The following is a 22,136-nucleotide window of genomic DNA, read 5'->3' on the forward strand; positions in this document are numbered from 1 at the left end:
TAGGGTAGGGGCGAATCAAATGGAACCAAAAGGCCTTGTTGGCGGTTTGTATCGGATTTCCGAATGGATAATGCGTCTGGCGGTCATTAACATCTTATGGCTGGTCTGTTCGATTCCGTTTGTATTTATCGCTTGGAGCGGACTTCTTGCAGCCCCGGCGAATACATCTGATTCTGCGATTACCAGTCAGGTGTATGCTACATTAATTATGATGGCGGTTATTGCGCCATTCACCTTGTTCCCCGCTACGGCAGCCATGTTTACGATTGCACGCAAATGGGTGATGGGCGAAGTCGATGTACCTATGTTCAAAACGTTCTTCCGCGGTTACAAAGAGAACTATTTGCAAAGTATGATTGGCGGCATTTTCTATTCGCTTATTCTTGGCATCATGATTATTGATTTTATTGTTTACCAGGATAAGTTCAATTTGTTCTCTTATTTGTACCTGGCGATCTGCCTGCTTCTCGTTGTTTCCTTATTCAACTTCTTCTCGATGCTTGTGCACTATCATATGAAAACGTTTCAATTGCTGAAGAACGCGATTCTGATTACGATCGGACGTCCGATCCGTTCGTTCTCGACGGCGATTATGGCCGCAGCGGTCATGTACTTCAGTACGCAGTATACGTTCCTTATTCCGTTTTTCATGGGTAGCGTAATCGCTTATCTTTCGTTCTGGAATTTCCACTTGATCTACCGCAAGCTTCAAGATCAGATGGAGAACGAAAAGAAGAAGGCAGCGGAAGCGCAGGAAAACGAGCTTGCGGAGCTTACGGATTCGGAGAGAGACCGGAACCAGTAATTGCAAGCAATGCGAAGTTTACTTTTGCCGGATTTACGTCTATAATAGCAATACATCCTGCGATGTTCGTTTCGGCTTTTCGTTGTTTTGAACCAATGGCTGTTTCTAGGGAGACCAACATTGAAGCGCGGCTGACAAGCCCCCTAAAGGGGATCTCAAAAACGTTTCTGCGGACACCCACCTGCGAGAGCGGGTTCAGAAGCATGTGAGTCGGACGGCATTCGCGGGTTTTTTCTTGCCATTATAGTGACCGGCAGTTCCTTGGTTATCCTCAGCGGATGATCAAGGAACTGCTTTTGTATGTTGAAACAGGTTTATGGACTTTTTTCATGCATATAAACATGCTACAATTATTTTGATGTACATAGATGCTAGAGGGGGAGATCATCGTTGTTGAAGCGCACTCTAATCGGACTGCTTCGCAGTCACGAAGCGACGGGCGATAAAGCTAAAGACCCACTGCTCAAATCACATATCTACAAGCTTTCGAAGGAAAAGGCATGGGAGGAAGTCGTGTCCACCCTGAAGAAGATGCAGGGCTACAAGCTGCTCCACGAAGTGAAGTCAGTTGGGGAGATTGTCCTGGAGAAACGTACGATGACGGGACGTACAATGGATATAACGGTTACCGTTATTAGCGTGAATCCTGTTACCTCGGCAGTTGATATTTATTCCGCTTCCAAAGGCTCGTTAGGCGATCTTGGTTCCAATTACCGGGTTATTCTTGATATTTACCGGACGCTGGACAAGAAGCTTGCTGCATTCAAGGCATAAGAAGGAATCACATAATAAATAAAAAAGCGAGGAAGGTAAGCCTTCACTCGCTTTATTTACGCGTAAATTATACGAGAGCTTTAACCGCGTTAATCGCTTGCTCGTAGTTAGGATGTTCCGTCATTTCGGACAGATATTCGACGTATTGTACTTTATCGTTTGCGTCGATGACGAAGATGGAGCGCATATCAAGACCGAATTCTTTTATGTATACGCCGTAAGCTTGGCCAAAGTCATGCGATTTGAAGTCCGACAGCATCACGACTTTATCTACGCCTGCCGCACCGCACCAGCGGGATTGCGCGAATGGAGTATCAACGCTAACTGTCAGCACCATTACGTTTTCGCCCAGCGAAGCGGCTTCTTCGTTGAAACGGCGAGTTTGCGCATCGCATACGCCTGTATCGATCGAAGGAACAACGCTGATCAATTTTACTTTACCTGCGAAATCTTTCAAGGATACGGAGTCGACAAGCGATTTGTTGACGGTGAAATCAGGAGCTTGATCTCCCACTTTTACTTCCGGTCCGATTAATGTAATAGGATTGCCTTTAAATGCGGCAACGCCAGTGCGTTCTTGTGACATAATGGATATGTCCTCCTTCTCACGTTTAAGGTTTGTAACAGGTTTTATTATAAGCTTTATGAATCGGGGTTGTCCAATGGTTGGAAGGAGTGATACGTAATGATTTTTTTAAGATACGAAAGCTTTCGGGGTTATTTGCGCGCCTATCCGGTTACTTCCGTCATCATTGCGCTTAATCTCATTTATTTTATTGCAATCGCCGTGACGGGGGATATTAACGACAATTATCATTTAATGCGGTCAGGCGGGTTTGTCAGCTATATGCCGGATAATCCGTACGGACTTCATGAACCTTGGCGGATCATAACCTCGATGTTTATGCATTCAAGCTTTCAACATATTTTCTTTAATATGTTTTCGATTCTTGTATTTGCTCCGCCTCTGGAGCGGTTATTGAAGCCGGCGAAATACGCCGTGTTTTATCTCTTATGCGGAATTATCGCGAATTTGGTAACCGGAGCGGTCCATGGTCTGTTTGGGGATGACCGGACAATTTATTTGTCCACCGGGGCTTCGGGAGCGATCTACGGGGTGTTTGGAGCGTTTCTCTATATCGCGATCTTCCGCAAGGCATGGCTGGACCAAGGCTCAAGAAAAACGGTTTACACGATTCTTGGCTTTGGTCTCGTCTTCTCGGTTATTGTACCTAGCGTAAGCCTGCTTGGGCATGTGGGGGGCGGAGTTGCAGGATTTTTGCTTTACGGTTTATTGGATCGCGCGATGACGAAGAGACGGCGCGTGTATTAGAATCAGGATGTACGGGAGAGATTGGAGACATTATGGAACTACGACAGCTTTATTATTTTGTGAAGGTTGCCAAAAAAGAACATGTGACGCAAGCGGCCGAAGAGCTGCATGTTGCGCAATCTGCGGTCAGCCGTCAAATCCATCAGCTCGAGGAAGAGCTGGGTGTGAAGCTGTTCCTGCAGAAAGGGCGCAACCTGCAGCTGACGCCGGTAGGTCAGCTGTTTCTTAAACGCGCGGAAGTGATCCTTGACGATCTGGAGAGGGCAGTCGTGGAAATTCACGAATTTATGGATCCGGAGAAAGGGGAAATCCGGTTAGGCTTTCCGCATAGTCTCGGGGTGTCGGTTGTTCCCCAGGTTGTCGCAGCCTTCCGCAAGCTTCATCCTAATGTCAAATTTCGATTCCGTCAGGGGATGTACCCGTCCTTGATTCGGGATATGGTAAAAGGCGAGATTGACCTCGCTTTTATCTCGCCTTTTCCCGATGAGCATGAGCAGGTTTGCGGCGAAGTTCTGCTTACGGAAGAACTGTTTGCTATCCTGCCACCAAATCATCCGCTTGCCGGAGAGCAGGAGATCGACCTTATTCAACTGAAGGAAGATACGTTTGTTATGTTCAGTGAAGGGTACTCGCTTCGGCCAATCGTATGGGAAGCCTGCCAGGAGGCTGGATTTACCCCGAAGATCGGCTTTGAAGGGGAAGAGACCGAGACCATCCGAGGTCTGGTTGCGGCCGGTATGGGGGTAAGTCTGCTGCCGGAGATGGCCTTGTATCATGCGGGTGTGCTGCAATCGGCCAAGGTTCGCGTAAGAACTCCCAATGTCACGCGGAATATCGGCATCATTCATCGCTCTAACGAGAAGATGCCGCTAGTGGCAAAAGTATTCCATGGCTTCCTGCTGAGATACTTTAACGAGCTTGAAGGGAAACAAGGGAACAAAGAGAAATAAACGATAGAAAAAGGGCTGTCCCATCGTCATCGTGACGATTGGGGCAGCCCTTTTGTTATTGGTTAGTCATCATTGTTCGAAGAGGTGAAGATCATAATGTACTTAACCAGTTCCAGCAAAGAGATCAGTGCTGCCGCCACGTAAGTGAGTGCAGCTGCGTTAAGTACTTTGGCTACGCCACGTTCTTCTTCGTTTGTAATAAAGCCTTCAGCTACCATTAAATCGCGTGCCCGATTGCTTGCATTAAACTCGACCGGCAACGTGATCACCTGGAAGGCAACGGCAACGGAGAAGAAGATAATGCCTAGTCCTACAAGGTTCATTGCGTGGAACAGGAAACCGGCAATGAGCAGGAACGGTGCAATGCCGGATGCGATGTTAACGACCGGGAATATCCGGTGGCGAAGCACCAGCATCGGGTAATGGACTTTGTGCTGGATCGCATGGCCAACCTCGTGGCAGGCAACCGCAACGGCGGAAATCGAGCTTTCATAGTAGACCGGCTCAGATAATCTGACAACGCGGTGGATCGGATCGTAGTGGTCCGACAAGGTGCCGCGTACGGGTTCAATAGGTACGTCATGCAAGCCGTTAGCATCCAGCATGCGTCTTGCAGCCTGGTAACCGGTCAATCCGTACGCGGTTTGTACGCCGGCCCAACGGTTGAACGTTCCTTTTACCCGGAACTGCGCCCAAATGGATAAACCGAAGGCGATTAGGATAAGGAAGTCCATAGGGTGAAAAAACATGTGATCATACCTCCATCAGAGTGGTCAAGGATTGCATCGATGGGACATATCCTTACATAAACGGCCCCTTGTTAATGAGAAGCATTAACGCCTCGATGCAAGCCGCGGTTTGCGGCATCAAGCGGGTGTACAGTCGGTTTGCTTGTCTCGGCTTAAGCTGTTTGATCACCGGCTCCAGCTCTTTTACTTCGCGTTCCAGCTGGGACAGGTGATGCTGAAGATCCGTCAGCTTCTGAGACACTTGCTCCTCGGGCGTAACCTTGCTCCAGCCGTTCAAAGCTTCCTTGATTTCGTCTAGCGTATATTTTTCGTTCTTCATTTGTTCGATACGTTTGAGACGGACTAAAGTTTCATCATGGTACAAGCGATAATTTTTGGCGGAACGTTCCGACGGTTCTAATAGGCCCATTGAGGTGTAATAATCAATTGTCCGAGGGCTGACACCCGCTAATTTCGCGAGCTCGCCTATACGATAAAGCTTCGTATCCCCAATCTCTCCACCTTCCTTCTATAATACTGTCCCCTAATCATAATCGGAAACTAACCGTACAGTCAAACGTGTTACATGAATGTACAAATTTCGCCCTCTATAATGAAGCTTCGTAGATTCTGATTCCAAAGTCGTAGATTCAAAATGCGAAGAATGGATAGGCTCTAGAACCAATTCCCTAGGGGATTTGTGAAAAAACTTAACATTCCGTTCGTTTTGAGACACGAACGTTAGATTTTTTTTCTATTTTACAAGAATATATATTGTCAAATTAGGTGTTCCTGACTATAATGACATTAAGTCTTTCCTAACATGTTAGTAAACATCACATTAAGGGAGTGGTCGTATTGATTAAGAAAATGGTGTTAACTTTAGCTGCGTTATGCTTGGTGTTCCCGGCAATGGCGTTTGCCGATGACCCAACGGCAGGAACACTTAACATGGGAATTAACTCGCTGTGGGTAATGGTAGCCTTCGTGCTCGTATTGCTCATGCAAGGCGGTTTTATCCTTTTAGAAACAGGCTCCACCCGAATGAAAAACGCTGGCCACGTTGCCGGTAAAACGATTTTCACGGCAGGACTTGCGGCATTGATTTACTGGGCGGTTGGTTACGGCTTCGCATTTGGCGCCGACAGCTCGATGAACGGATTTATCGGATTCGGCGATTTCCTGTTTGATCCTTCTATTATTAGCGTAGATGACGGTCTTCCTACTACCTTGTTCTTCCTGTTCCAATTGGCTTTCGCTGCTGTATCGTTGTCCATCGCATGGGGCGGCTTCGCGGAACGAGCTAAATTGTCCTCTTACTTTATCTTTACGATTGTTTTCGTTGGCGTTATTTATCCAATCGTGGCTCACTGGATCTGGGGCGGTGGCTGGCTTGCAAAAGACGGTGCGCAAGATTTCGCGGGTTCTACCGTTGTTCACTTATCAGGCGCGCTTGCGGCATTCGCGGCAACTGTTCTGTTGAAACCTCGTATCGGCAAATTTAACAAAGACGGTTCCGCTAATGAAATTTCCGGTCACAACCAAGTGTTTACTGCACTTTCCGTATTGCTTCTGTGGGTTGGCTGGTTCGGCTTTAATGCTGGTTCTACTCTTGCAATCGGCGATGGCTTCTTTGGTTATGTAGGCTTTACTACTATGCTGGGTGCAGGCGCAGGCGCCGTTGCGGCTCTTCTGATCTCATGGGCGGTTAATGGCAAGGCCGACATTACGACTATGCTGAACGGTACTCTTGCCGGTCTGGTTGCCATTACGGCTTCTTGCGCATTCGTAGAGCCTTGGGCTGCCGTTGTTATCGGTTTGGTAGCAGGCGTGCTTGTATTCTACAGCGCGAAATTCTTCGAGAAAATCAAAGTCGACGATCCGATCTATGCGATGTCGGTGCATGGCGCCGCAGGTGTCTGGGGTACGCTGGCTAACGGTATTTTCGCAACGGACGAATTGGCTGCAAAAGTTGGCGTTGGTCAAGGCGGTCTGATCGATACAGGCAGCTGGCACCAATTGGGCGTTCAAGCGCTGTCGGTTCTGGTATGCGGCGTGTTTGTCCTTGCGGCATCGTTCTTGGTTCTTTTCCTCATTAAAGTAACAATCGGCTTCCGCGTAACGGAAGAGCAAGAAATTATCGGTCTTGACCTGAGTGAGCACGGCGCTTATGGTTATCCTGAGCAACTTAAAAAAGGTCAAGGCATCCAAGGTTAAGGCATGTTTTGTTGGACTGACCTGAGGGGAGAGGCGGCGGATGGGCGATCCGGTACGTGTGCAGCTTCTGAAGCAAATCGGCAAAGCCGATAACGTGAATGTACTGCGCAATTTGCGGGATCAAGTACACGAGCATATGAAAGGTATTCTCCAGATGAGTCCGGTCGAACAATTCAACGAACAATTAAATGAGCTGCATGATACGCTTATCTGCCGCTCAATCATATTAGCGGAAGCGGAAATGGCACGGTTGGGGATGGGTTCTCCCCCCGTGCCTTACGCGTATCTATTGTTCGGCAGCGGAGGACGTCTGGAACAGACGCTGTCGAGTGATCAGGACAGCGGTATTGTATTTGAAGACTCCGCAAGCGATTCGGAGGAAACAACGGCTTATTTTCAGCAATTAACCTCAATCATCGTCTCGATGCTGCATCAGTCCGGTTATCCGTTATGTGAAGGCAATGTGCTGAGCAACAACCCGGAATGGTGCATGTCGTTAACCGAATGGAAGGTCAAGCTGAATGGCTGGTTTGGAGAACCTTCCTGGGAAGCCGTGCGGTACTTGTTGATTTTGGCGGACGGAAGGTCGGTTTACGGCGATCATCGTCTCGCATTTGAGCTAAGAGATCAATATTTCAATAATGTAATAGAGTATCCGAATATCACGCGGCGAATGCTGGACAATACCATGCGTCATAAAGTGCTGCTCGGATTATTCGGTCATTTGCTGAAGGAACAATACGGATCGGATGCCGGCAGTCTGGATATCAAATACGGCGCTTATATCCCCCTAGTGAACGCGATTCGGCTTCTGGCCGTTCAAGCGGGCATCCGCGAGACGTCAACGTTGTCGCGAATCCGCACGCTTGCCCTCCACGATCAATTGCCATCGGAGGAGGCTGCGGCATATGAGCAGGCCTTCCTGCTCTTTCTCCGGCTTCGGTTAATGACAACGGAGCAGAATGAGGACGGCCTATACGCCAACAACGGTAAGCTCTCCAGCCGGAGCTTGTCGAGAGAAATGACCGAGGAGTTGAAGAGCGCGTTAAAAACCGGCAAGAAGCTACAGCGCAAAGTGTTTAAACGGACAACGGGAAGGCTTAAGTAAGGCGGTGATGAAAGGAAATGAAGGAACCAAAAGGCGTCGGACGAATGTGGAACCTGTATAAAATGGGAGGCTTTACGCCTGCCCTCGCTTCCATGCTAGGCTCGCAAAATGCGCAGCAGATGGCGTTTATCCGTTCCATCAACAAAGAGCAGCGCAAACAGTCCATGCTGGATACGCCTCTGAAGGAGCTCGACATTGTTGTCTTTGATCTGGAGACGACCGGGTTCTATCCTTCTAATGGCGATGAGATTATATCGTTTGGCGCCGTCCACATGAAGGGGCTGGAGCTTGACGAATCCAAGCAGTTCTATAGTCTGGTCAATCCGAAACGCCGAATACCAAGGCAAATCGTAGAGTTAACCGGCATTACGAACGAGATGGTGCAGGATGCGCCCGATCTGATGCAGGTTCTTCATGACTTCATGGAATTTATCGGCAGAAGGCTGCTGATCGCGCATGCGGCCGGACATGATAAGCAGTTTTTGAATGCGGCGTTGTGGCGGACATCCAAGGTCAGCTTGAATCACCGGGTATTGGACACGATGCTGGTAGCAAAGTGGCTGGAGCCGAAGAGGGCCTCCTATGCGCTGGACGATCTCCTGGAGGACTGCGGAATTCCGATTACCGAGCGACACCATGCCCTTCAGGATTCCATCATGACGGCAAAACTGTGGCAGAAGTTTCTTGTCCGGATTTTGGACCGGAACATTACGACTTTAGGGGACTTATACGCCTATTTAAGCAAGCACTAGAACAAGAGGGCGAAAGGTTTGTCCAACCATCCGGAAAGGCTGGACAACTGCTGCGGGACTGCCTGGCATAGAGACTATCCAATAAGTGAGCCCATCATCGGAGACCGGCAAGCCAAGCCAATCGCGTTTGGAAGGGACTGCCGATGAAATGGGATGGGAGTGGAAAAAACCGACGAGCGACTGTCGGTTTTTTTGTATGTCGTAATACGCGGATACCCATTCCCCTGGGTGAAAACGGAATGAGCGTACGGGCTCCTCGTGTACATTCGATATCATGTAAACATGGGTAACAACCGCGGGGCTGTCTGGCGTCGCGGCTGCTCCTGCTAGAACACCGCATGCCTCCTGCGGCAGCGATTTACGGCAAAAGCCAAGCAGCTGTTCGTATGCTGGACATGTTATGGCAATGGAAAGCATGTAAGCCGGATGCTCCTTTCCTGAAGGTACAGCTCATTATACATGCCCCAGGAACGGTTTAGCTAGCCGGATTAGCCGTTTTTTCCGGATGCAGAAGACGAATTGCGAACAGTAAGGCGACAATAGCCAACACGGCCAAAAGGATAAACAGAGCGGTAACCGACCTGTCCGCGAGCCAACTGAACAGCGGAGGGCCTGCGGCAACGCCGAAAAACCTTAAGCTATTATAGAAGGAGGTTACAATCCCCCGGTGAGAGCTGTCGACGGAGCCTGTAATCCATGTGTTTAGGCAGGGAAGAAGCAATCCTGTGCCTACGCTGCTTATTGTGATGAAACCAATAAACACGTAGATGAGCCAATAGCTGAACAAGCAGCCGATCAGGGCAGCGCTCATAAGCGAGAGTCCGATCAGAATGCACCGGCGCATTTTTTTGCCATCCTTCTTGATGGAATGTCCGGTTAAATAGGCGGTTATGACAAGACCAAGCAGCGGAATGGCAAGTATACAGCCTTTCAGAACACCGTCGATGTTGTAGGGAGGCTTCTCCAGCAGATCGGACAAATAAAACAAGACTCCAAATAACAGGAATAGGCCTAATGCTCCCGTGCAGTAAGCGGTAATCAGCCAGCGGCCTTTTTCGCGGAATATTTTTTTCATGTCGGCCAAATATTGCTTAAGCTTCAAGGGCTCGGATTTGGAATCCGGTTCCTTGATGAAAAACCAAACGGCAAGCAGCGATGCCGCGCAAAATACGGGAAAAGCAAAAAATGGCGCGTACCAAATAATAAGGGCGAGGAGAGAGCCAAGAATCGGACTAACCACTTTGCCTGCGCCGTTGGAGGCTTCGACTATGCCTAACGCTTCGCTTTCCTGTCCATCCTTGTACATATCGCCAACCAGTGCCATTGCAATTGGAGCAGTTCCAGCCGCCGCGAGACCTTGCAAAGCCCTCGAGCTGATCAAAAGCCAATAAGACCCCCAAATCGCGGCAAAGCCCGCAACGATTCCCGCAGCTCCATATACCGCCAATGCGGGAATGATGATTGCTTTGCGGCGAAAGCGGTCCGACAAATACCCAATCGCTGGTATGAAAACGGCGGCGCTTACCGAGAATAAAGTGATAACAAGGCTGGACTGCAGCTCGGACAGCTTCATTTGTTTGGCGAGGTCGGGCAAAATCGGGACAAGCATGGAGTTGCCGAGCACCAGGACGAGAGGGACGGAAGCAAAAGCGATATACTGCAGCCATTTGTGTTCGGCCATAAAAAGTTGTCCTCCGATCTAGGTGACATTGACGATTTTATGGCTAATGTGCCCCGCGGCTTGAGCTTCCATTCCTCGCCGTGTTACGATAGGCATAATCTAGAAATGAAGAAGAAAGAAGGGACACCATGAAGCGCGCTACGATGCTGTTTATCGCCGCATTTGTATTGGCTGGTTTAGCGGTGTATCAATATGTATCCAGGGATGAATCAAGCGTTACGGCAGCGGCTTCCGATTTCAAGCCAAAGGCCGGCTCCGAGGCGGTAACCTTTGAACTGCCGGGGCTTGATGAGAAGAACTACGCAATCGGCGGCAAGCAGGACAAGCTGACCTTTGTGAATTTTTGGGCTTCCTGGTGCGGTCCATGCGAGCTGGAAGCGCCGGATTTGCAGAAGCTGTATGAGAAATACGGGGATAAAATCGCGTTTTACGGCGTAAATGCCACAAAGTTCGATAAGGAAAGAGCGGCAAGGCAGTTTGTGGACGATCACGAATTTACGTTCCCGGTTCTGATGGACCGGAAAGGGGATGTCACCAATACCTACAAGGTAGATACGTTCCCTACAACATTCCTGATCGACTCCTCGGGAGTCATCCGCGAGAGAATCAACGGCGTCATTACGATAGACGAATGGGAAAGGCTGATTGAGCAATACAGCTGATTCAAAAAAAGAAACGCCCGGCAGACTAGCTGCCGGGCGTTTCTTTTAATTTAGTGGTTAATTACGCCGATGCGTTCGATATTGTCAAAGTTTGCGGTAGTTGACTTCTCCATGTTAAGCAAAGCATAACGGATACTGTCGACAAGCGCTTCCCAGCTTGCTTCGATTACGTTGCTGGATACGCCTACCGTGCTCCATGTGCTGTCCACGTTAGAGGATTCGATGAGAACGCGCACCTTGGCGGCAGTTGCATCCTTTTCGTCAAATACGCGAACTTTATAGTCGGAGAGATGAATCTCTTCGATCTTCGGATAGAACTGCACCAGAGCTTTGCGCAGGGCATTGTCGAGCGCGTTGACCGGACCGTTGCCTTCCGCTGCCGTGTACACTTGCTGGCCGTCTACGTTCAGCTTGACGATGGCTTCCGAGTTCATTTGACCTTTCGCGCCGCTTTCAACCAGAATCTTGAACGACTCAACCTTGAAGACTTCAACCGGCTCGCCAAAGGCTTGGCGGAGAAGAAGCTCAAGGGAAGCGTCCGCGGCTTCGTATTGATAGCCTTGGTGTTCAAGCTCCTTGATATGATCCATGATCGCTTTGGTCTGCTCGTTGTTGGCATTCACATCCAGTCCAAGCGACTGCGCCTTCGAAATAATATTCGATTGGCCGGCAAGCTCGGATACCAGAATGCGCTGCTTGTTGCCTACAAGCTCAGGCTGGATATGCTCGTACGTTTTGGAGTCTTTCATGATAGCCGACACATGAATGCCGCCTTTGTGGGCAAATGCGGCATTGCCGACATAAGCTTGTCCGACCGGCATATTCACGTTCGCAATTTCGCTCACGTAACGGGCAGTGCCGGTTAGCGACCGAAGCTTCTCTTCCGGGAGAACATCGTAACCCATCTTGAGCTGAAGATTCGGTATGATCGAGCAAAGATTCGCGTTGCCGCAGCGTTCGCCGTAACCGTTAATCGTTCCTTGCACCTGACGCGCACCGGCCTGAATGGCTGCAAGGGAGTTGGCCACGGCCAGCTCGCAGTCATTGTGGGTATGTATGCCGATAGGCGCCGTCAGCTCTTGGCGGATGCGGCTGACGATTTCGTGAATTTCACCCGGCAAGGTACCGCCGTTCGTATCGCAGAGCACCAGCCAGTCTGCGCCGGCTTCCTGGGCTTTTCGCAATACCGCTACCGCATACTCCGGATTGTTTTTGTACCCGTCGAAGAAATGCTCGGAGTCAAACAAGGCCTCCATGCCTCTTTGCTTCAAGAAAGCGATGGAATCGTAAACCATGGACAAATTTTCTTCCAGCGTAGTCTGCAAAGCCGTATGCACGTGAAAATCCCACGATTTGCCTACGAGCGTAGCCGCCGGTACGCCGGACTCCGCAATGCGCACGAGGGAAGCATCTTGATCAGCCTGGCTGAATTTACGGCGCGTACTTCCGAATGCCGTAATTTTCGATTGCAGCTTCAAGCTCTTAACCCGTTGGAAAAACTCAATATCCTTGCCGTTGCTTCCAGGATTCCCGCCTTCAATATAATGAACGCCGAGAGCGTCAAGTTTTTGAGCAATTTTGAGCTTATCATCCGCTGACAGGCTGATTCCTTCGCCTTGCGTACCGTCACGCAGCGTAGTATCAAATATTGTTATCGATGTTGTCATAGCCGGGACGCCTCCTTCTTCACTGATCGCCTACACAAAATATAATTAACTATTATAACACTTGTTGATTAGAATGTAGAGAGGAGCATGGAATTTTTTTGACGCCTCCATATGATTTGACGCACCTTCCTGCTGGGCGGTATGCTGGGAGGAGTAGGAAGGTGAATACAGGCTATGGCTGACGTACACAAGGATTATCCGGCCAAAGGGCGCGTCATTCTTCATTTGGATATGAATGCATTCTACTGCTCCGTGCACGAAGCGGAGGAACCAGAGAAATATAAAGGAAAGCCGACGGCCGTTGCCGGAAGCGTAGAGCTCCGCAAAGGAATTATCGTCACCTGCTCTTACGCCGCGCGAGGCAAGGGAATCAAGACGGGCATGACCGTTAGGCAGGCGATGCGGATCTGTCCCGATCTCATTATCATCCAGCCGGATTTTGAGCTGTATCGCATATATTCGCGCGGGTTTATGAAGATCGCAAGGGAATATACGCCCTTAGTGGAGCCGATCTCGATCGACGAATGTTATATGGATATTACCGGCTCCAAAATCTTTGGTTCGCCCCTGGAAATCGCGGAAGCGCTGCAAAAGCGGATCGCGGAAGAGTGGACGCTGCCATGCTCGATTGGCGTCGCGCCTAACAAGCTGCTCGCCAAAATGGCTTCCGATATGAAGAAGCCTAACGGATTGACGGTATTGCGGCTGCGGGATGTACCGAATGTATTGTGGGATAAACCATGCGACGTGCTTCATGGTCTCGGGAAAAAAACGGCTGAAAAGCTGGAGAGGCTGCGCATACGCACAATCGGTCAGCTCGCGGCGGCCGACGAAGAGCTGCTTATTCGCCAGTTCGGCATATACGGCTCGTGGATGAAGTCGGCCGCCCACGGCATTGATCATTCCGAGGTGCGCGCGGACCGGGAGCAAAGCAAATCGATCGGGCACACCACCACGCTGCCTTATGACGTAACGGACCGGGAGGATGCCCACCGGATTCTGCTCAATTTGGCCGACCAGACGGCCCGCAGGCTGCGGCGGCAGAAGCTTATGGCATCCACGGTCCAGATCACGATCCGGAAGCCGGATATGGCCACTATAACGCGTTCCAGCACGCTTCGTGCCCCGACCCATTCGACGGATGTTATTTATCATGAAGCCTGTCGGCTGTTCGATGAGCATTGGAAGGGAAATGAACCTGCCCGGCTCCTAGGGGTTACCCTGCAAAACCTGACGGCGGAGGAAGAGACTGCCGTTCAGCTTGATCTGTTCGATTATAAGGAGCAGCCTCGCAAGGAAGCATTGACCAAAACGATGGATGTGCTGCGGGACAAATTCGGCGAGAGTGCCGTGCTTACGGCGGGCATGCTGGGGGATGATCCGTCCGTGCTTATCCGCAATAAGCGATTGCGCGGCACTTCTCTCCAAAAGGATGAATTGTAACAATTGCATGGGCATAGCTTGTTGCCAAGGTGGTCGGTTTGTTATATATTGATGAGTGAAGGTTCACAATAATTATAGCGAGCGGTAGATACATCACGACGTTTGCAGAAGCATTTTTTATGTCTATTTTTTGTGGGAGGGAATACCAATGGCTAAATTTACATGGGTAGAGAAAGACACCTGTATCGCATGTGGAGCTTGCGGCGCTACGGCACCAGATATTTACGATTACGACGACGAGGGTATTGCTGAAGTCATCTTCGGAAACGACGGCAACCATGGTAATACAGAAATTCCTGAAGATCTGTACGACGATCTGCAAGATGCTTGCGACGGCTGCCCTACAGATTCGATCAAAATCGCTGACGATCCGTTTAATATGTAAGCTGTCATAATAAAACTCCATGCTACTTCAGCGTTCGCTGGGAGCATGGAGTTTTTTGCGCGTCTGCGTATGACTATTGATTGAGGATGAGGAGGACGGTAACGGCGGCGATAATAACAACCACGACCGAACCGATCCAGGCGAGCGCCTTGACGTTTACCTCTTCTTTTGGCTTCTGTTTCATAGCGGGAGCTTTCCGTTTGGCTGTGCTCATCGTCAATCAACCTTTCCGTGGGAAAAATGAATACCATATACCCACATTGTAAACGGTTTCTTGTTCTGCCGCAATATCCGGAAGGACTTGCCGGCCAGCGTCGCCCTTTTCTTTTTCTTATAAAAAAGATAAACTGTCAGGTAGGACAGAAACTTGAAACGGAGTGTGTAATCTTGCTTTATTCTTCTATTCTTAAACCGGTATTTTTCCAAATGGATCCCGAAAAGGCTCATCATCTCGTCATTGACGGCCTGCATACAGCCGGACGCGTTCCGGGCATGAACAACATGCTGCATGCCATGTACGGCGTGAGCGATTCGCCCGAGCTTGCGGTTGATCTGTTCGGCATTCATTTCCCTCATCCGGTTGGGCTTGCCGCCGGCCTGGACAAGAATGGCGTGGCAGCGGACGGCTTCTCCAGCATCGGCTTCGGATTTGCCGAGGTAGGAACGGTAACGCCAAAAGGACAGCCGGGCAACGAGCTGCCGCGGCTCTTCCGCTTGCCTTCCGACGAAGCGCTTATTAACCGGATGGGCTTTAATAACGAAGGGGCGGAAGCGATGGCCCGCCAGCTGTCGCAGCGCAAGATTAACCGGATCCCGATTGCCGTTAACGTCGGTAAAAATAAAGCAACGCCAAATGAACGGGCTCACGAAGATTACCGTTCCTGCATACAAGTGTTATATCCGTATGGCGACTTCTTTGTCGTCAACATCAGTTCCCCGAACACGCCGGATCTGCGCGCGCTGCAGCATGGCGACGAGCTGCGCACGCTTCTTGGCGAAGTGTTGGAGGAAATCGGGCTTCAGGCGTCGAAATTAGGTAGTAAAGCAAAGCCGGTTCTGGTGAAGATTGCTCCTGATATGACGGACGAGCAGCTTGAGCTTACCGTCTCGACGATTAAAGACAGCGGCGTAGCGGGCATTATCGCTTCGAATACGACGATTTCAAGAGAAGGGCTTAAGCACCCTAATGCCAAGGAAACGGGCGGACTTAGCGGAGCGCCGCTGCGCGAGCGCTCGACCGAGGTTGTTAGGGCGGTATACCGGCAGACGGAAGGCAAGCTTCCGATTATCGGATCCGGCGGAATTTTTACGGCGGACGACGCATACGATAAAATCCGCGCCGGAGCCTCGCTCGTCGAAATTTATACCGCTTTGATCTATAAAGGTCCAGGAGTACTCCGCGAACTGACGAACGGCTTAAAAGAACGATTGCGTAAAGACGGCTACCGTAACATATCGGAGGCAGTGGGCGCAGATCATCGATAGGAACAGGAGGCGGCCGGATGGATGGAAGAGATTGGAATCTTTTTTTACAGCCTTACGAGCAAGCAGTCGAAGAATTGAAAGTGAAGTTGAAGACGATGCGGGTCGAGCTTAAGATGCGTGAGGCGTATGCTCCGATCGAGTTCGTTACCGGTCGTGTTAAGAAAGTGTCAAGCATATTGGAGAAGGCGAGACGGCTTAGCGTACCCGCCGATCAGCTGGAAAAAGGCATCGAGGATATCGCGGGTATCCGGATCATGTGCCAGTTCGTAGACGATATTCACCGTGTCGCCGGATTCATCCGCATCCGGAAGGATCTGAAGCTTGTCTACGAGAAGGACTACATTACGAATTACAAGGACAGCGGCTATCGCAGCTACCATATGATTGTGGAATATCCGGTGCAAACGGCGCTTGGTCAAAAATTCGTGCTCGCCGAAATTCAGATTCGCACGCTTGCGATGAATTTCTGGGCTACGATTGAGCATTCGCTGAATTATAAATATAAGGAAAGCTTGCCGGACGACGTTCGCGAGCGGTTGAAGAAAGCAGCCGAAGCGGCTTTTCTGCTGGATACCGAGATGTCGAGCATCCGGCACGAAATTTTGGATGCGCAGCGCGACTTCGAGGAGCGCTCCAACGTGGTTTCCACCGTGCTCAGCGCCATTCAGGATTTGTATTTCTACCACCGCGTAAGAGAAGCGGCGCAATTCCAGATGAAATTCAACGAGCTGTTTGAGCAGGAGGACCTGTATGGTCTCAAGCAGCTGTCGGTTGATATTGAAGCGGCGATTCTCCGCGCGAAGAAAGGCAACAATCCTGGCTGAGGCTCATCGTCAAAATCCCGCGTACTGCTTATATGCAGGACGCGGGATTTTATTTGCGCTGAAATTTGACAAAAACTTGAGTCCGCCTTATCTTAACGATGTAAGGTTAACGATAAACATGAAGCATGAAGCTTAACGGCCGGGAGGCATAAGATGCAGCAAAACCATGTAACGATGAAGGATATCGCAAATAGGCTTGGCGTCAGCAGCGTAACCGTCTCGAAAGCTCTGGGCGACAAAGAAGGCGTCAGTGACGAACTCAAGCAGAAGATTAAGGAGATTGCCCAGGAAATGGGCTACCGGTTCAATACGGCGGCGAAGGCGATGAAGGAAGGGCTCTCCTACAACATTGGCGTTGTTATTGCAGAGAGGTATGCCAGCGTAACGCAGTCTTTTTATCTTCAATTTTATCAGTATCTGTCTACCGCTCTGGAGGATGTGCAGTATTCCGGCATTTTGCATATGTTGAGCGAGGAAGATGAAGGGCAGCTCGTGCTGCCGAGAATCTACCATGACCGCAAGGTCGACGGGTTTATTATATTAGGCCAGCTAAGCAATGCTTATATTTCGGCCATTCATGAAACCGGCATCCCTCTTGTGTTTCTGGATTTTTATACGGACCGGACTGAACTGGATTACGTCATTACGGATAATTTCTACGGCATGTACGAGATGACCAATTATTTGATCGCAAACGGCCACCGGGATATCGCTTTTGTCGGCAGCTTGCATGCTACCAGCAGTATACAAGACCGTTTTCTGGGTTATTATAAATCGCTCCTTGAGCATCGCATACCGCTGCGGCAGGAATACATCCTGAATGACCGGGATGAGAACGGCAAATTGCTGGATGTCGCCATTCCGGAAGTACTGCCAACCGCTTTTGCCTGCAATTGCGACCAAGTGGCCTATCTTCTGATGAATACGCTGCGCAAGCAAGGAGTTCGGGTACCGGAGGATTGCTCGGTTGTTGGCTTCGATAACGATATTTACGCCACCCTTGCCGAGCCGGCGCTTACGACGGTTGAAGTTGACAGACAGGAAATGGCTAAAACGGCGGTTAACAAGATGGTCCGCAAAATTAGCGACCCCGCATTAAGCAGCGGCAGGGTACTGGTCAGAGGGAAAATGATTTACCGGGAATCGGTAAGAAGCATGAAGTGACGATAGTCGCTTCATGCTTTTTTTATTGACGGGAGTGAGCAGTCCTTTTACAATAAACTTGTAACTTAATCGATAACTTAATTTTTAATTTACTTAAGTTATAACCGGGGAGCTGAAACTGGTGGAGCAGCAAGACTTAAAAAGCTGGCGGCAAGAGATCGAAAACGAACTGCAAGATAATATTCTTTCCTTTTGGATGAAGCATTCGCTTGATGAACGGGATGGAGGGTTCGTTGGGCGGATCGCCAATGATTTGAAGATTCAGGAGAAGGCGGATAAATCCCTCGTATTAAACGCGCGTCTTTTGTGGACGTACGCTTCCGCATACCGAAAGTATGGAGAGCCGGCCTATTTGACGATGGCTGAACGGGCTTACCGTTATTTAACCTCCTATTTTTACGACCGGGAGAACGGAGGATACTTCTGGCTGTTGAACCACGAGGGAGAGCCGATATCGAAGAAAAAACAAATTTACGGTCAAGCCTTTGTTTTGTACGCTTTTTCGGAATTCGTGCGGGCTTGCCCGAATGAAGAGGTGCTTAAGCAAGCCGTTCAGTTATTCGAGCTGATCGAGCGATATAGCTATGATCCTTTATACAAAGGGTATATCGAAGCGCTTGATAGCAACTGGGAGGCCACGGATGAGCTTAGCCTTAGCTCTACCGATTTGAATGAGAAGAAATCCATGAACACGCATCTGCACGTGCTTGAAGCGTATACGAATTTGTACCGGGTATGGCCTTCGGAGCGCTTGAAGGAAAGTCAAAAGGAGCTTATCGCGACGATGCTTGATCATATCGTGGACCCGCAGTCCGCGCATTTCAAGCTGTTCTTCGATGAACGGTGGAATTCCAAGTCGCACGAGATTTCTTACGGACATGATATCGAGGGCAGCTGGCTGCTCATGGAAGCAGCGGAGGTGCTGGGAGACGGGGAGCTGATCCGCCGTACGGAGGCAGTTGCGCTTGCCATGGCGCAAGCCGTCTACGAGGAAGGCGTGGATACCGACGGCGCGGTCGTTAACGAAGCGGGCCCGAAGGGCTGGACGGATACCGATAAAGTCTGGTGGCCGCAAGCGGAGGCGGTCGTGGGATTCCTGAATGCCTATCAGCTGTCGGGCAAGGATTATTTTCTGAATGCGGCTTACCGGACCTGGCGGTTTATCGATCGTTATCTGGTGGACAAGGCAAACGGAGAATGGTTCTGGAAGGTCAATCGGGCGGGTGAGCCCGACATGGCGGACATGAAGGTTGATGCTTGGAAATGCCCGTATCACAATGGCCGTATGGGCCTGGAAGTGCTGGAGAGACTCGAGAAGCTGAACGTACAAACCAAATAGGCGAAGGGATGAATAGACAATGAACGAGACCGTTTTTATGGAAAAACTACAACGTTTGCACACGGAGCACAAGGAGCTTCTTACACGGCCGAACACGCAAGTTCATGGCGGAAACGGCATATATGACCGTTATGCTTACCCGGTTATTACGGCAGCTCATGCGCCGGTTTATTGGAGGTATGATCTTAATCCGGAGACCAATCCCCATCTTATGGAGAGGATTGGCGTAAATGCCGCTTTTAATCCCGGAGCAATTGAATTGAACGGAAAGTTCTATCTGGTTGTGCGGGTCGAAGGTCATGACCGGAAATCATTCTTTGCGGTTGCGGAGAGCGTTAACGGCATTGACGGATTCCGTTTCTGGGATTATCCGATAGTCATGCCGGAGACGGATATTCCGGATGTGAACGTGTACGACATGCGGCTGACGAAGCATGAGGATGGATGGATCTACGGCGTATTCTGCACGGAACGGAAGGATCCCGAAGCGAAGCAGGGAGACACTTCCAGTGCCGTCGCAAGCGCGGGCATTGCGAGAACGAGGGATCTGAAGGCATGGGAACGGCTGGATGATCTCCGGACACCTTCTCCCCAACAGCGCAACGTTGTGCTCCATCCCGAATTCGTGAACGGCAAGTATGCATTCTACACGAGGCCGCAGGATGGGTTTATTGAAGCCGGATCCGGCGGCGGTATCGGTTGGGGCTTGTCAACTAGCATCGAGCATGCGACTATTGAGTTGGAAACGATAGTGGATGAGAAAAAATACCATACGATCAAGGAAGTGAAGAACGGACAAGGTGCGGCGCCAATCAAGACAGATATAGGGTGGCTGCATATTGCCCATGGCGTTCGGAATACGGCGGCAGGACTGCGTTATGTGATCTACGCGTTTATGACGGATTTGAATGATCCTAGCAAGGTGATTTATGCGCCCGGAGGCCACTTGATTGCGCCGGATGGGGATGAGCGGGTTGGCGATGTGTCGAATGTCGTCTTTACGAACGGGCTGATCGCTAGAGACAACGGAGAGGTGTACATCTATTATGCTTCCTCGGATACGCGCTGTCATGTCGCGGTTACGACCGTTGAGAAGCTCGTCGATTACGTTGTAAATACGCCTGCGGATCCGCTTCGTTCCTATGCCTGCGTGCAGCAGCGCAGCGAGCTGATCGCCAACAATCTGAAGCTTATGGAGCGTCCCGATTTCAGCTTTCTTAACGAATGAAGTCCCGAAGCAGTCGGGGCTAATAGAAAGGGATATGATCTATGCCGCTAATTGATATGCCGCTTGAACAGCTGTACAACTACAAAGGACGCAATCCTCGCCCGGAAGACTTCGACGCTTATTGGGAGCGTGCGCTGGATGAAATGCGTGCGGTCGATCCGCAAATCGAGCTTGTGCCGAGCAGCTTTCAGGTACCGTTTGCAGACTGCTTCGACCTGTATTTCACGGGTGTGCGCGGAGCGAGAATCCATGCCAAATACGTACGTCCGAAAAATGTCCCGGAGCCGCATCCCGCCATTATTCAATTTCATGGCTATACCGGGAATGCGGGAGACTGGTCCGATAAGCTGGCTTACGCGGCCCTCGGATATTCCGTGTTCTCGATGGATTGCCGCGGACAAGGCGGGCTGTCGGAGGATACGGGCGGAGTGAAGGGCACTACCCACAACGGGCATATAATCCGGGGTCTGAACGACCACCCCGATAATTTGCTGATGCGCCATATTTTCCTTGATACCGCGCAGCTTGCGGGGATTGCCATGGACCGGCCGGAGGTTGACCCTGACCGGGTAGGGGCAATAGGCGGATCGCAAGGCGGCGCGTTAACGATTGCCTGCGCTTCGCTGGAACCGCGTATTTCGAGACTTGCGCCCGTGTATCCGTTCCTGTGCGACTACAAACGCGTGTGGGAGATGGATTTGGCGAAGGACGCGTACGGTGAGCTAAGAACCTTCTTCCGGCATTTCGACCCGCGGCATGAGCGGGAAGAGGAAATTTTCGAGAAGCTTGGTTACATCGACCTGCAGCATTTAGCCAACCGGATCAAAGGGGAAGTGCTGATGACCGTAGGACTAGCGGATACGATTTGCCCTCCTTCCACGCAATTTGCGGCGTACAACAACATTACCGCGCCGAAGTCGGCCGATATTTATCCGGATTACGGTCACGAGCATATTCCGGAAGTGTCTGACCGGACGATTCAGTTCATGCTTGGTCTATAAAGGAGAAAGAGGAGGTTGCCCATTTCGGGACAACCTCCTCTTTCATTATGCCCGTGACCGGATTCGCTGCTCGGCCGTCTCGTTAAACTTAAGCAGCAGAGTGCCGAAGGTACGGATATCTTCCTCGCTCCAATCGTTAAGGAGATCCTTGAAAAATGCCTCTCTCGACTCGCGAACTTCCGCGAGCAAGGAAGGCGCATCCTCCGTCAGCTGCAGCAGGCTGATCCTCGCGTCATTCGGATCTGTCAACCTTGAGATTAGTCCTTTGGCTTCCAAGGCCGCAATCTGACGGCTTACCGTAGAGATATCCAGCTGGAAGGTGGTGGAAAGCGTTTTGATTCCGGTTGGTCCCGCTTTTTCCAGATGCTGAAGGATCAAGTAAGAGGAGCGGTCCATCTCCTTGCCCATAATATTGGAGAGCCGGGCAGCCTCGGCGCGGCGGATGAAGAGGGAGATTTGGCTTTCGATCAAGCTGAATGGCGACTTATCGTTCCTGTCCATAGGGTTGTTTCCCATTCCTGTCTTAGTTTCTTAATGTTAGCTTACCTTTCGTGTTTGCATAATGCAAGCAAGTCCATGGTAACTAATGT

Annotated in this window: 24 protein-coding genes and 1 other RNA gene; 17 read left to right on the top strand and 8 right to left on the bottom strand. The window is 50.3% G+C overall.

Annotation, left to right across the window (positions count from 1 at the left end; translation table 11 throughout):
• Positions 1 to 19 precede the first annotated feature (19 nt).
• The 3 genes from CFI03_RS00920 (at position 20) to CFI03_RS00930 (ending at position 1,579) form a co-directional block, all read left to right on the top strand.
• Positions 20 to 805, top strand: coding sequence for a YesL family protein (locus CFI03_RS00920; RefSeq protein ID WP_127496563.1), 786 nt, complete (start codon positions 20 to 22; stop codon positions 803 to 805).
• A gap of 51 nt (positions 806 to 856) precedes the next feature.
• Positions 857 to 1,039: non-coding RNA, 6S RNA (gene ssrS / locus CFI03_RS00925), on the top strand.
• 156 nt (positions 1,040 to 1,195) lie between these two features.
• Positions 1,196 to 1,579, top strand: coding sequence for a DUF1499 domain-containing protein (locus CFI03_RS00930; RefSeq protein ID WP_127496562.1), 384 nt, complete (start codon positions 1,196 to 1,198; stop codon positions 1,577 to 1,579).
• 67 nt (positions 1,580 to 1,646) lie between these two features.
• Here CFI03_RS00930 and tpx read toward each other — a convergent pair whose 3' ends face one another.
• Entirely contained in the window at positions 1,647 to 2,165 is a 519-nt protein-coding gene (gene tpx, locus CFI03_RS00935) for a thiol peroxidase (RefSeq protein WP_248756166.1), read from the bottom strand.
• A gap of 99 nt (positions 2,166 to 2,264) precedes the next feature.
• On the opposite strand from tpx, the gene CFI03_RS00940 reads away from it, so the two are divergent.
• Together CFI03_RS00940 and gltC are read left to right on the top strand one after the other, a co-directional pair.
• Positions 2,265 to 2,912: a rhomboid family intramembrane serine protease gene (locus CFI03_RS00940; protein WP_201004981.1), complete on the top strand. Its 648-nt coding sequence runs from the start codon at positions 2,265 to 2,267 to the stop codon at positions 2,910 to 2,912.
• A gap of 32 nt (positions 2,913 to 2,944) precedes the next feature.
• Positions 2,945 to 3,862 carry a glutamate biosynthesis transcriptional regulator GltC gene (gltC, locus tag CFI03_RS00945; protein WP_127496559.1) on the top strand — a complete coding sequence of 306 codons (918 nt, stop codon included), beginning with the start codon at positions 2,945 to 2,947 and terminating at the stop codon, positions 3,860 to 3,862.
• Between the two features lie 62 nt (positions 3,863 to 3,924).
• Here gltC and CFI03_RS00950 read toward each other — a convergent pair whose 3' ends face one another.
• Entirely contained in the window at positions 3,925 to 4,611 is a 687-nt protein-coding gene (locus CFI03_RS00950) for a zinc metallopeptidase (RefSeq protein ID WP_127496558.1), read from the bottom strand.
• Positions 4,612 to 4,663: 52 nt separating this feature from the next.
• Positions 4,664 to 5,104 (bottom strand): MerR family transcriptional regulator, encoded by a 441-nt coding sequence (locus CFI03_RS00955; RefSeq protein WP_248756400.1) that lies wholly within the window; start codon positions 5,102 to 5,104, stop codon positions 4,664 to 4,666.
• Between the two features lie 344 nt (positions 5,105 to 5,448).
• Between CFI03_RS00955 and CFI03_RS00960 the strand changes: the two genes are divergently transcribed.
• From CFI03_RS00960 to CFI03_RS00970, 3 genes are read left to right on the top strand one after another with little or no spacing between them, the layout of a single operon-like run.
• Entirely contained in the window at positions 5,449 to 6,807 is a 1,359-nt protein-coding gene (locus CFI03_RS00960) for an ammonium transporter (protein ID WP_248756168.1), read from the top strand.
• Between the two features lie 40 nt (positions 6,808 to 6,847).
• On the top strand, positions 6,848 to 7,915 hold the full coding sequence (locus CFI03_RS00965; RefSeq protein ID WP_248756170.1) for a DUF294 nucleotidyltransferase-like domain-containing protein: 1,068 nt from the start codon (positions 6,848 to 6,850) through the stop codon (positions 7,913 to 7,915).
• A gap of 17 nt (positions 7,916 to 7,932) precedes the next feature.
• On the top strand, positions 7,933 to 8,667 hold the full coding sequence (locus CFI03_RS00970) for a 3'-5' exonuclease (protein ID WP_248756172.1): 735 nt from the start codon (positions 7,933 to 7,935) through the stop codon (positions 8,665 to 8,667).
• Here CFI03_RS00970 and CFI03_RS00975 read toward each other — a convergent pair.
• Both CFI03_RS00975 and CFI03_RS00980 read right to left on the bottom strand, forming a co-directional pair.
• Entirely contained in the window at positions 8,653 to 9,084 is a 432-nt protein-coding gene (locus tag CFI03_RS00975; protein WP_248756173.1) for a M67 family metallopeptidase, read from the bottom strand. The genes CFI03_RS00970 and CFI03_RS00975 overlap by 15 nt on opposite strands.
• 58 nt (positions 9,085 to 9,142) lie before the next feature.
• Positions 9,143 to 10,348 carry an MFS transporter gene (locus CFI03_RS00980; RefSeq protein ID WP_248756174.1) on the bottom strand — a complete coding sequence of 402 codons (1,206 nt, stop codon included), beginning with the start codon at positions 10,346 to 10,348 and terminating at the stop codon, positions 9,143 to 9,145.
• 128 nt (positions 10,349 to 10,476) lie between these two features.
• Here CFI03_RS00980 and CFI03_RS00985 point away from each other — a divergent pair, with 128 nt between their 5' ends.
• The gene (locus CFI03_RS00985) at positions 10,477 to 11,010 is read left to right on the top strand and encodes a TlpA family protein disulfide reductase (protein ID WP_248756176.1); all 534 of its coding nucleotides are present in this window, start codon (positions 10,477 to 10,479) and stop codon (positions 11,008 to 11,010) included.
• A 50-nt stretch (positions 11,011 to 11,060) separates the two neighbouring features.
• Here CFI03_RS00985 and cimA read toward each other — a convergent pair whose 3' ends face one another.
• On the bottom strand, positions 11,061 to 12,677 hold the full coding sequence (gene cimA, locus CFI03_RS00990) for a citramalate synthase (RefSeq protein WP_127496551.1): 1,617 nt from the start codon (positions 12,675 to 12,677) through the stop codon (positions 11,061 to 11,063).
• Between the two features lie 174 nt (positions 12,678 to 12,851).
• Between cimA and CFI03_RS00995 the strand changes: the two genes are divergently transcribed.
• Positions 12,852 to 14,120: a DNA polymerase IV gene (locus CFI03_RS00995; protein ID WP_127496550.1), complete on the top strand. Its 1,269-nt coding sequence runs from the start codon at positions 12,852 to 12,854 to the stop codon at positions 14,118 to 14,120.
• Positions 14,121 to 14,268: 148 nt separating this feature from the next.
• Positions 14,269 to 14,505: a ferredoxin gene (locus CFI03_RS01000; protein WP_015843751.1), complete on the top strand. Its 237-nt coding sequence runs from the start codon at positions 14,269 to 14,271 to the stop codon at positions 14,503 to 14,505.
• A gap of 73 nt (positions 14,506 to 14,578) precedes the next feature.
• On the opposite strand, the gene CFI03_RS01005 is transcribed toward CFI03_RS01000, so the two are convergent.
• A complete protein-coding gene (locus CFI03_RS01005; protein WP_248756178.1) occupies positions 14,579 to 14,719 on the bottom strand; it encodes a hypothetical protein in 141 nt (46 codons plus the stop codon).
• A gap of 173 nt (positions 14,720 to 14,892) precedes the next feature.
• Between CFI03_RS01005 and CFI03_RS01010 the strand changes: the two genes are divergently transcribed.
• The 6 genes from CFI03_RS01010 (at position 14,893) to CFI03_RS01035 (ending at position 21,546) form a co-directional block, all read left to right on the top strand.
• Entirely contained in the window at positions 14,893 to 15,990 is a 1,098-nt protein-coding gene (locus CFI03_RS01010) for a quinone-dependent dihydroorotate dehydrogenase (protein WP_127496549.1), read from the top strand.
• A 17-nt stretch (positions 15,991 to 16,007) separates the two neighbouring features.
• Positions 16,008 to 16,814 carry a GTP diphosphokinase gene (gene yjbM, locus CFI03_RS01015; RefSeq protein ID WP_127496548.1) on the top strand — a complete coding sequence of 269 codons (807 nt, stop codon included), beginning with the start codon at positions 16,008 to 16,010 and terminating at the stop codon, positions 16,812 to 16,814.
• Between the two features lie 153 nt (positions 16,815 to 16,967).
• Positions 16,968 to 17,978, top strand: coding sequence for a substrate-binding domain-containing protein (locus tag CFI03_RS01020; protein ID WP_248756180.1), 1,011 nt, complete (start codon positions 16,968 to 16,970; stop codon positions 17,976 to 17,978).
• A gap of 121 nt (positions 17,979 to 18,099) precedes the next feature.
• The gene (locus tag CFI03_RS01025; RefSeq protein ID WP_248756181.1) at positions 18,100 to 19,317 is read left to right on the top strand and encodes an AGE family epimerase/isomerase; all 1,218 of its coding nucleotides are present in this window, start codon (positions 18,100 to 18,102) and stop codon (positions 19,315 to 19,317) included.
• A gap of 37 nt (positions 19,318 to 19,354) precedes the next feature.
• Positions 19,355 to 20,545 carry a glycoside hydrolase family 130 protein gene (locus CFI03_RS01030; protein ID WP_481857642.1) on the top strand — a complete coding sequence of 397 codons (1,191 nt, stop codon included), beginning with the start codon at positions 19,355 to 19,357 and terminating at the stop codon, positions 20,543 to 20,545.
• A 41-nt stretch (positions 20,546 to 20,586) separates the two neighbouring features.
• Positions 20,587 to 21,546, top strand: coding sequence for an acetylxylan esterase (locus CFI03_RS01035; protein WP_248756184.1), 960 nt, complete (start codon positions 20,587 to 20,589; stop codon positions 21,544 to 21,546).
• 45 nt (positions 21,547 to 21,591) lie between these two features.
• Here the strand turns inward: CFI03_RS01035 and CFI03_RS01040 are convergent, their stop codons facing one another.
• Positions 21,592 to 22,047, bottom strand: a complete 456-nt coding sequence (locus tag CFI03_RS01040; RefSeq protein ID WP_127496543.1) for a MarR family winged helix-turn-helix transcriptional regulator — start codon at positions 22,045 to 22,047, stop codon at positions 21,592 to 21,594.
• Positions 22,048 to 22,136 lie beyond the last annotated feature (89 nt).

Origin of the sequence: Paenibacillus sp. ATY16, from assembly GCF_003399985.2 — a bacterium.
GTDB lineage: Bacteria > Bacillota > Bacilli > Paenibacillales > Paenibacillaceae > Pristimantibacillus > Pristimantibacillus glycanilyticus.

Excerpts from the sequence above, each read along its gene's own strand:
- CFI03_RS01040 (WP_127496543.1), bottom strand. The coding sequence starts at position 22,047 with ATGGACAGGAACGATAAGTCGCCATTCAGCTTGATCGAAAGCCAAATC.
- yjbM (WP_127496548.1), top strand. The coding sequence starts at position 16,008 with ATGGATGGAAGAGATTGGAATCTTTTTTTACAGCCTTACGAGCAAGCA.
- cimA (WP_127496551.1), bottom strand. The coding sequence starts at position 12,677 with ATGACAACATCGATAACAATATTTGATACTACGCTGCGTGACGGTACG.
- CFI03_RS01030 (WP_481857642.1), top strand. The coding sequence starts at position 19,355 with ATGGAAAAACTACAACGTTTGCACACGGAGCACAAGGAGCTTCTTACA.
- CFI03_RS00970 (WP_248756172.1), top strand. The coding sequence starts at position 7,933 with ATGAAGGAACCAAAAGGCGTCGGACGAATGTGGAACCTGTATAAAATG.
- gltC (WP_127496559.1), top strand. The coding sequence starts at position 2,945 with ATGGAACTACGACAGCTTTATTATTTTGTGAAGGTTGCCAAAAAAGAA.
- CFI03_RS00985 (WP_248756176.1), top strand. The coding sequence starts at position 10,477 with ATGAAGCGCGCTACGATGCTGTTTATCGCCGCATTTGTATTGGCTGGT.
- CFI03_RS00995 (WP_127496550.1), top strand. The coding sequence starts at position 12,852 with ATGGCTGACGTACACAAGGATTATCCGGCCAAAGGGCGCGTCATTCTT.
- CFI03_RS01000 (WP_015843751.1), top strand. The coding sequence starts at position 14,269 with ATGGCTAAATTTACATGGGTAGAGAAAGACACCTGTATCGCATGTGGA.
- CFI03_RS00920 (WP_127496563.1), top strand. The coding sequence starts at position 20 with ATGGAACCAAAAGGCCTTGTTGGCGGTTTGTATCGGATTTCCGAATGG.
- CFI03_RS01035 (WP_248756184.1), top strand. The coding sequence starts at position 20,587 with ATGCCGCTAATTGATATGCCGCTTGAACAGCTGTACAACTACAAAGGA.
- CFI03_RS00950 (WP_127496558.1), bottom strand. The coding sequence starts at position 4,611 with ATGTTTTTTCACCCTATGGACTTCCTTATCCTAATCGCCTTCGGTTTA.
- CFI03_RS00965 (WP_248756170.1), top strand. The coding sequence starts at position 6,848 with ATGGGCGATCCGGTACGTGTGCAGCTTCTGAAGCAAATCGGCAAAGCC.
- CFI03_RS00980 (WP_248756174.1), bottom strand. The coding sequence starts at position 10,348 with ATGGCCGAACACAAATGGCTGCAGTATATCGCTTTTGCTTCCGTCCCT.
- CFI03_RS00940 (WP_201004981.1), top strand. The coding sequence starts at position 2,265 with ATGATTTTTTTAAGATACGAAAGCTTTCGGGGTTATTTGCGCGCCTAT.
- tpx (WP_248756166.1), bottom strand. The coding sequence starts at position 2,165 with ATGTCACAAGAACGCACTGGCGTTGCCGCATTTAAAGGCAATCCTATT.
- CFI03_RS01020 (WP_248756180.1), top strand. The coding sequence starts at position 16,968 with ATGCAGCAAAACCATGTAACGATGAAGGATATCGCAAATAGGCTTGGC.
- CFI03_RS01005 (WP_248756178.1), bottom strand. The coding sequence starts at position 14,719 with ATGAGCACAGCCAAACGGAAAGCTCCCGCTATGAAACAGAAGCCAAAA.
- CFI03_RS00975 (WP_248756173.1), bottom strand. The coding sequence starts at position 9,084 with ATGCTTTCCATTGCCATAACATGTCCAGCATACGAACAGCTGCTTGGC.